Origin of the sequence: Dolichospermum sp. LEGE 00240 (assembly GCF_015207875.1) — a bacterium.
Taxonomy (GTDB): Bacteria; Cyanobacteriota; Cyanobacteriia; order Cyanobacteriales; family Nostocaceae; genus Dolichospermum; species Dolichospermum gracile.
In genome coordinates this window covers 1-7196 of record NZ_JADEVZ010000130.1, presented here as the reverse complement: position 1 = coordinate 7196, position 7196 = coordinate 1, and the positions used below count along the sequence as shown (strand labels likewise).

Below are 7196 nucleotides of genomic sequence, written 5' to 3'. Positions count from 1 at the left end.
TGTAATGTTCCAGATTGCATTGTGCTGTGGAAGGTTTGCTGATTTTTCTAATTGTCCGATACCTGATAAGTAGATGATACTTTTTATCAATACACTATTTTACTACTTTGTCAATGCGTAAGTCCTAAACAATTTAATTGATGTCACTCGTAAAGCAGCAGATAACGTTGCCCAAGTTTTTAATCGCTTAGTGGAAAGAAGAGAAAAAAAAGACATTGCCCAAAAATTTATTCTTCAGTGCGTTGTTGCTTTATTTGCAGAAGATATTGATTTATTGCCTAGAGGCTTATTTAGTGAATTTTTAGATGATTGTCGTACTAATCGTAACCGTTCACAGGGGGTGAGAATTTATTAAAAAACCTGAAAGCTTTGTCTGTTGGGTTTTTCAGGCAAATTGACATATTAACGAATGGTTCTTAAATTGGCTGGAAAACGATTTGCAAACCGATATAGAGATTTTGCGAATTTCAAATGACCTAAAAAAATCAAATCTATAACGTTTTTCATGCTGTTTTCGTGGAATCTCATATAGAGCGTTTTTTGTACCCCCCGTGAACGGTTACAATCCAAATAGGTGATTTAATGCTAAAATGGATGTTGAGGATATAATCTGGAGAATTGTTATCAATTCAAAGATAAGGAGATAAAGATGCAAATTGCAGTCAAGCCAGATCAAGAAAAATACATTCTTGAAAAACTACAACAAGGTAAATATAAAAGCATTGATGAGTTATTATCTATAGCTTTTCAACTTTTAGAACAACATGAAGAAAAAGAAAAGCAACTCAGTGAATTAAGGCGAAAAATTGCTGAAGGAACAGAACAAATTCGTCAAGGTGAGGTAATAGAAGGTGAATTAGTTTTTCAACAACTACAAGAAAAGTTAAAGCAAATGAAACAAGCTCAATAATGGGTACTTACTTTTTCTCTAAACTAGCGGTTCAAGACCTCAATGAAATTTGTGAATTTATTGGTCAAACAAATACAAAAGCAGCAAGTCAACTGTTTGATAATATTAGGCAAAAATGTAAGTTAGTTTCTAGTTTTCCTAACATGGGAAAAGACTATTCTTGGGTCGCATTGGATTTACGTGGATTTATAGTTAATGATTATATTGTTTTTTATTATCCTTTGGAAAATGGAATTGAAATTGTCCGTGTTGTTTATGGAAAAAGAGATTTAAGGGCTGTATTTGAAGAATTTGGAGATTAGGATTCACTAACGCATTTCCGATGTTGTGGGTTATGAGAGTGATCGCATTTCTGGTGTTGTGGGTTATGGGAGCGATTGCATTTTCGGTGTTTTTGGTTATGAGAGTGATCGCATTTCTGGTGTTGTGGGTTATGAGAGCGATTGCATTTTCGGTGTTTTTGGTTATGAGAGCGATCGCTATAATTATGTAGGATGGATAAATTATAATATTTTATGGACTACCACAAAATTATCACTATTGAACCCGGCAAACGTAGCGGCAAACCTTGTATTCGAGGAATGCGAATAACCGTATATGATATTTTAGAATATCTTGCAGGTGGTATGACAGAAGCCGAAATTCTCGAAGACTTTTCCGAACTTACCTCAGAAGATATTAAAGCCTGTCTTACTTTTGCTGCTGACCGTGAGAAAAAGTTAAAATAATAGGATATTTTTATTTGTGCCTAAAAAAATTCGAGAACTAAAAGCTAAACTATTAAAAGCTGGCTTTACCCACAGACCAGGCAAAGGAAGCCATACAGTTTGGAGTCATCCCAGTTTATCCTATAGTTTGATATTATCAGGGAAAGACGGAGCAGACGCAGATCATTATCAAGAACGCGATGTAAGAAATGCCCTCAAAGACTTAGAAAATTTAAATCAAGAGGAAGAGTAATTATGAATCACCATTACAGTATTTTAATTCAGTGGTCAGATGAAGATCAAAAATATGTAGTCAGTTTTCCAGAGTTTGGTCCTTATGCCCATACTCACGGAGAAACTTATGCAGAAGCTCTACAGCATGGAGAAGAAGTATTAGAACTTTTGATTGAAGAATATCAGTTACAAGAAAGACCACTTCCACAGCCTTTAATGGTAGGTTCTTCTATGACAATTGGTTAGTAACTTTTAATTGCTGAATTACCCGCCATTTTGCATCATCCAAACTAACATACCCAAAATTTCTTCCACAGGTGGGAGAGCATAATCCATCAAATCAATAGTGACAAGATCATTTTCCAACTTCAGAAACCGCCATTGTGTACCACTAGTAATAGAACCATAAATAACTAAAACCGGACGATTTTTAGCAGCATTAAATCTTTGCGCGGCCACCATCTCTGCAATACATTGTCCAAACCCAGTTCTTAAATCAGCCTTTTTTGCTTCAACAATGACCATTACAGGCGCTTCAATTTCTAAAACTTCAGGAGAACTACTTAATAGAAAATCGCAAATTCCATTAAGTCCCACTGACTCATCAACTGTAAAATCTTCACCCGAAAATAAACTAATTTGCCGATTTAAAATTCTTCTGACTTCTAACAAAACTGGGTAGATAATCCCTTCTGAACGTGCTTTTTCACTAGCAGAACCAGCCAGCGGTAAACTTTCTTCAAGATATGCTTTTAGCGTCACAGATGGTTCAATTTTTTCAAGAACAGGAATAAAACGCCCACCTTCCTGAGTTTTTAACCCAAAAGCTTCTTTAACCTTACCAATAGATGTAAATTGACTATAAGACATATCTTGTAACATTCCTAATTTTATAAAATTACTCTTTGTGCCTCTGCGTGAGGCTAACCCTTATCTTAACTCAATTTTTATCAAACTGTGTCCCATCTGCAACCTCAATCTTTCATTGTCAATTCTTAACCTCTCATTTTCCCTTTCCAGGTGAATAACCATCTCTTGTAACTCTTCCGCCTTTGACTTCTTTTTAATAGCTTCCTCAATTGCCACATTGCGATTTTCTAAACTAAACCACTTCTGATAAATTGAAGTGTGCATATTTACAGAATGACCCAAATTATCAGCCGCAGCTTTAATAGGAATCCCCATCAAATGCGCTCTAATTGCCCAAGCATGACGTAAATCATAGGGTTGAAAAGGAATCTCTACAAATCTAAACCATCTATCTGTACCATGTCGCACAGCATTAATTTGTTTACTGGTAATTTTATCGGCAATCTTTGTTTTTAATAACTCAATTGCTTCTTGATCATTCTTTAAATTAAAACTCTCAATCCAACGCGGATATAATGGTAATGCTTCCCTGTCTCCAGTTTTACATTCTTCATTTACCCGCCATGTATTCATAGTATTATCTGATGATAACCACCAATCCAAATCAGGTTTAACAAAAATTTCCAATGGTCTTAATCCATAAGTTGCCAACATTCCATATACCCATCTCCACAATTTCCAATTATTCCGATCTTCCCTATTTATTAACTTAGTGGGACGGTTCAAGGCATAGTTTTGAAACCTTAAATATTCTTTCTCAATTTCTAAATCTGTTGGTATATCCCGCTTTCTTTTAGCAGTAGCTTTGATCTTGAAGTTATTTAACTCAGGTATTTCTAAACCAGAACATTTACATAACACCCGAATCACCTTAATTAACTCATTTTTTACACTATCTGAAGAACTACAAAATTGCACAGCTTCCATAAAATTAGCATTTATCGCTAGTTTATCCTTAGGTAAATGCTTTTGAGCAATATATAGATAACTATTAAAAGTATTTTCACTTTTCAGAGTCCGTTTTCTAGTTTGAAAATAATTTCCTTCAAAATTTATAATTAAGTCACTAATCTTTTGTAAATTAGCTTTAATTCTGGTTTTGCCTAAATATTTATCAGTCCAATGAAATTGTTTTCTGGCAATTAATTTACCCAACTCATTAGCTTCTTCTTCTGCCGTATTTAAACCATCAAAACTAAAGGGAATACCCAAAGAAATATCATATTGCTTTGTGCCGCTACCGTTTTTATCAACATCACCTGGTTTAATAGGTAGGGTACTTCTCAACTGTAAACAATTACCAGATTTTCGGATATAAACACAAACCTTAGCTGCTTTTAGTCTAGTATTTACTGCTTTTAATTCCGTCTGTAACTTAGTTTTAATGTGAATTTCTTGGTCATTTACTGCTTGCATTCTACCTAAATATCCCCCATCCGTGATAGCTGTTGGTTGAAAATCGGCAAATGCTTCCTGTGTTCTGTCCATACCCTAGATTCACCCTAATAAAAAAACTGTCCATTTCTGACAATGATCGCAGTAAACATTGTAGAAAATAAACACTTTCCGTGAATTTAGATTATATCAATAGTCTTACCCGTGAAGGTAAAGCACAAGAAATCTACATCGTTACATCAGGTGAAATGATGGCGATGTACGCTGCAAACAACATTGCTCGTGGTGTACTTAAATATGCTCACTCCGGTGGAGTTCGTTTAGGTGGTTTGATCTGTAACAGCCGTAACACAGACCGAGAAATCGAATTAATCGAAACCTTGGCTGCACGTTTGAACACTCAAATGATTCACTACGTTCCTCGCGACAACATAGTTCAACACGCTGAATTACGTCGGATGACAGTGAACGAGTATGCACCCGAAAGCAAACAAGCTAACGAATACCGCGCACTAGCTAAGAAAATCATCAACAACACCAACCTCACCATCCCTACACCTATCGAAATGGAAGAGTTGGAAGAATTGTTGATTGAGTTCGGTATTCTTGAAAGCGAAGAAAATGCTGCAAAATTGATTGCTAAAGCATAATTCAGTATAATTCGCTGCCAAGAAAGAATTTTCTCGCACCAGGAAAAAGGCAGAGAGCAGCACATCAAAAGCTCTCACCTTTGACCAACATTTCCCCTATCGCTACAGGGGACTTCATGTCCCCAAACACCTCATCCCTAATTCCGTTCCTTTAGGAGCAAGAGAGACTAAAAATGACTCCTCCAGATGACAAGAAGATTGTTGAACAAAGAAAAGAACTAGTTAAAGAAGTTCTCAAAGCTTACCCCGAAAAAGCTGCTAAGAAGCGTGAAAAGCATTTAAACGTATTTGAAGAAGGTAAGGCTGATTGTGGTGTTAAATCTAACATCAAATCCTTGCCTGGTGTAATGACCGCTCGTGGTTGTGCTTACGCAGGTTCTAAAGGTGTGGTTTGGGGTCCTATCAAGGACATGATCCACATCAGTCACGGTCCTGTTGGTTGCGGTTACTGGTCTTGGTCTGGTCGTCGTAACTACTACTTAGGTACAACAGGTGTTGATACCTTCGGTACTATGCACTTCACCTCCGACTTCCAAGAACGCGATATCGTGTTTGGTGGTGACAAGAAACTGACTAAATTAATTGAAGAATTAGATGTATTATTCCCCTTAAATCGTGGGGTTTCTATTCAATCTGAATGTCCTATCGGTTTGATTGGGGATGACATCGAAGCAGTAGCTAGAAAGACATCCAAAACCATCGGTAAGCCAGTTATTCCTGTCCGTTGCGAAGGTTTCCGTGGTGTGTCTCAGTCTTTAGGACACCACATTGCTAACGACATGATTCGTGACTGGGTATTCCCCAAAGCAGATCAAGGTAAGAAAGACGGTACATTGAAGTTTGAAGGCACTCCTTATGACGTAGCCATCATTGGTGACTATAACATCGGTGGTGACGCTTGGGCCAGCCGTATCCTTTTAGAAGAAATCGGTTTGCGCGTTGTGGCTCAATGGTCTGGTGACGGTACAATCAACGAAATGTTGATGACACCAAATGTGAAGATGAACCTCATCCACTGTTACCGCTCGATGAACTACATCAGCCGTCACATGGAAGAGGCCTACGGTATACCTTGGCTTGAATATAATTTCTTTGGTCCTACCAAGATTGCTGAATCTTTACGCGAAATCGCTTCTAAGTTTGATGCGAAGATCCAAGCAAATGCTGAAAAAGTAATTGCTAAGTACCAACCTACCATGGATGCGATCGTTAAGCAATATCGCCCCCGTTTGGAAGGTAAGACAGTTGCAATGATGGTTGGTGGTTTACGTCCCCGTCACGTTGTTCCCGCTTTCCAAGATTTGGGAATGAAGATGATTGGTACTGGTTATGAGTTCGCTCACAGTGACGACTATAAACGGACTACTCACTACATCGAAAACGGAACGATAGTTTATGACGACGTTACCGCTTACGAATTTGAAGAATTCATCAAAGCATTGAAGCCAGACTTAGTTGCTTCCGGTGTGAAAGAGAAGTATGTCTTCCAAAAGATGGGTCTTCCTTTCCGTCAAATGCACTCTTGGGATTACTCCGAACTTGATTATGTTGCTGGAAAGGTGCGTTAGTTTAAGGTTTTTTGGGAGGTTTTTTAGTTGGGCAATTATGAGAGTTTAATTTTTAGACTAAATGGATTTTATTATGTCCTATAATAACATTGTTTGTGGATAACTGCAAGTAGTAAAAGTCTGATTTTATCTGATTTTGAGATGGTTGTGAATTTATGATATTTGGTGATTTGGTTAAATTTGATAACTTTTTGTGGGTTGATTTTATAGACTAAATAGTATGGTGTGTTAGTCTTGGGCAGCAACAGCAGCGTTAATATAACTGAAGATATCGTCAAGTTTCCCTATTGCCTCTAGTTCTATTGCTTCCTCTGGGGTGAGGGTATCTAATTTGCTTTTATCAAGCAGTTCTTGCATCCGTTCACCTAGCTTATCGGTAAATTTGAATAGCATGAGGTTGTTGATATGCTTGATGCAAATTCCTTCAGGTAGTAATTGGGACGGTTTAACTAGTGTAGTTGTCATTGGTAAATTATCTTTAATTTTCTTGATTTTATCATTGAATATTTGGGATGTGATATCTACACAGAATATCACTAACTCAAGGAGTTATTATAAGAGGGTGTTTGAAAAGTTAGAAGTTGAGTAAAAAAAGCTCTCAGGGTATAATCTGTAAATACAAAAATACAGAACCGTAGAGAGCAATGAGTAAAGTATACTCCAGCAACCTAACTAAAGAACAGTGGGAACTAATAGAACCTTTAATTCCAAGAGCTAAAACTGGTGGTAGAAAACGAGAAGTAGATATTTGGTGCGTACTTAATGCCATCTTTTATGTATTAACTCAAGGATGTACATGGCGAAACTTACCCGGAGACTTTCCCCCATGGCAAACTGTATATACATATTTCCGCAATTGGCG

12 protein-coding genes and 1 pseudogene are annotated in these 7196 nt (G+C 37.1%); 10 read left to right on the top strand and 3 right to left on the bottom strand.

The genetic code is table 11. The features are described from left to right. The first annotated feature begins 190 nt into the window (after positions 1-190). The 7 genes from IQ226_RS24040 (at position 191) to IQ226_RS24010 (ending at position 2097) form a co-directional block, all read left to right on the top strand. On the top strand, positions 191-355 hold the full coding sequence (locus tag IQ226_RS24040) for a type IIL restriction-modification enzyme MmeI (protein WP_193899586.1): 165 nt from the start codon (positions 191-193) through the stop codon (positions 353-355). Between the two features lie 294 nt (positions 356-649). Then, the gene (locus tag IQ226_RS24035) at positions 650-910 is read left to right on the top strand and encodes a type II toxin-antitoxin system ParD family antitoxin (protein WP_193899584.1); all 261 of its coding nucleotides are present in this window, start codon (positions 650-652) and stop codon (positions 908-910) included. Next, entirely contained in the window at positions 910-1212 is a 303-nt protein-coding gene (locus IQ226_RS24030; RefSeq protein WP_193899582.1) for a type II toxin-antitoxin system RelE/ParE family toxin, read from the top strand. Before IQ226_RS24035 ends, IQ226_RS24030 begins: the two co-directional genes overlap by 1 nt. A gap of 25 nt (positions 1213-1237) precedes the next feature. Next, on the top strand, positions 1238-1501 hold the full coding sequence (locus IQ226_RS24025) for a hypothetical protein (protein WP_193899588.1): 264 nt from the start codon (positions 1238-1240) through the stop codon (positions 1499-1501). Then, complete coding sequence (locus tag IQ226_RS24020) at positions 1426-1638, top strand: DUF433 domain-containing protein (protein ID WP_193899580.1); 213 nt, start codon at positions 1426-1428, stop codon at positions 1636-1638. Before IQ226_RS24025 ends, IQ226_RS24020 begins: the two co-directional genes overlap by 76 nt. 16 nt (positions 1639-1654) lie before the next feature. Beyond that, a complete protein-coding gene (locus IQ226_RS24015; RefSeq protein WP_193899578.1) occupies positions 1655-1870 on the top strand; it encodes a type II toxin-antitoxin system HicA family toxin in 216 nt (71 codons plus the stop codon). Between the two features lie 2 nt (positions 1871-1872). Next, complete coding sequence (locus IQ226_RS24010; protein WP_193899576.1) at positions 1873-2097, top strand: type II toxin-antitoxin system HicB family antitoxin; 225 nt, start codon at positions 1873-1875, stop codon at positions 2095-2097. An 18-nt stretch (positions 2098-2115) separates the two neighbouring features. On the opposite strand, the gene IQ226_RS24005 is transcribed toward IQ226_RS24010, so the two are convergent. Beyond that, the gene (locus IQ226_RS24005) at positions 2116-2721 is read right to left on the bottom strand and encodes a hypothetical protein (protein ID WP_193899574.1); all 606 of its coding nucleotides are present in this window, start codon (positions 2719-2721) and stop codon (positions 2116-2118) included. Between the two features lie 60 nt (positions 2722-2781). Beyond that, positions 2782-4209, bottom strand: a complete 1428-nt coding sequence (locus IQ226_RS24000; RefSeq protein ID WP_193899572.1) for an integrase — start codon at positions 4207-4209, stop codon at positions 2782-2784. Between the two features lie 110 nt (positions 4210-4319). Between IQ226_RS24000 and nifH the strand changes: the two are divergent. Both nifH and nifD read left to right on the top strand, forming a co-directional pair. Further along, positions 4320-4766: pseudogene (gene nifH, locus IQ226_RS23995) on the top strand (nitrogenase reductase); the annotation flags it as partial. A gap of 173 nt (positions 4767-4939) precedes the next feature. After that, positions 4940-6334 (top strand): nitrogenase molybdenum-iron protein alpha chain, encoded by a 1395-nt coding sequence (gene nifD, locus IQ226_RS23990; RefSeq protein ID WP_193899571.1) that lies wholly within the window; start codon positions 4940-4942, stop codon positions 6332-6334. A gap of 228 nt (positions 6335-6562) precedes the next feature. On the opposite strand, the gene IQ226_RS23985 is transcribed toward nifD, so the two are convergent. Continuing rightward, positions 6563-6799: a hypothetical protein gene (locus IQ226_RS23985; protein WP_193899569.1), complete on the bottom strand. Its 237-nt coding sequence runs from the start codon at positions 6797-6799 to the stop codon at positions 6563-6565. A gap of 179 nt (positions 6800-6978) precedes the next feature. Between IQ226_RS23985 and IQ226_RS23980 the strand changes: the two genes are divergently transcribed. Further along, positions 6979-7196 (top strand): transposase (locus tag IQ226_RS23980; RefSeq protein WP_193896637.1); only part of this gene is annotated, 218 nt, incomplete at its 3' end.

What these genes read in the sequence shown, in the direction of transcription:
- IQ226_RS24010 (WP_193899576.1), top strand. Translation starts at nt 1,873, where the DNA reads ATGAATCACCATTACAGTATTTTAATTCAGTGGTCAGATGAAGATCAA.
- nifD (WP_193899571.1), top strand. Translation starts at nt 4,940, where the DNA reads ATGACTCCTCCAGATGACAAGAAGATTGTTGAACAAAGAAAAGAACTA.
- IQ226_RS24030 (WP_193899582.1), top strand. Translation starts at nt 910, where the DNA reads ATGGGTACTTACTTTTTCTCTAAACTAGCGGTTCAAGACCTCAATGAA.
- IQ226_RS24000 (WP_193899572.1), bottom strand. Translation starts at nt 4,209, where the DNA reads ATGGACAGAACACAGGAAGCATTTGCCGATTTTCAACCAACAGCTATC.
- IQ226_RS24005 (WP_193899574.1), bottom strand. Translation starts at nt 2,721, where the DNA reads ATGTCTTATAGTCAATTTACATCTATTGGTAAGGTTAAAGAAGCTTTT.
- IQ226_RS24035 (WP_193899584.1), top strand. Translation starts at nt 650, where the DNA reads ATGCAAATTGCAGTCAAGCCAGATCAAGAAAAATACATTCTTGAAAAA.
- IQ226_RS23985 (WP_193899569.1), bottom strand. Translation starts at nt 6,799, where the DNA reads ATGACAACTACACTAGTTAAACCGTCCCAATTACTACCTGAAGGAATT.
- IQ226_RS24020 (WP_193899580.1), top strand. Translation starts at nt 1,426, where the DNA reads ATGGACTACCACAAAATTATCACTATTGAACCCGGCAAACGTAGCGGC.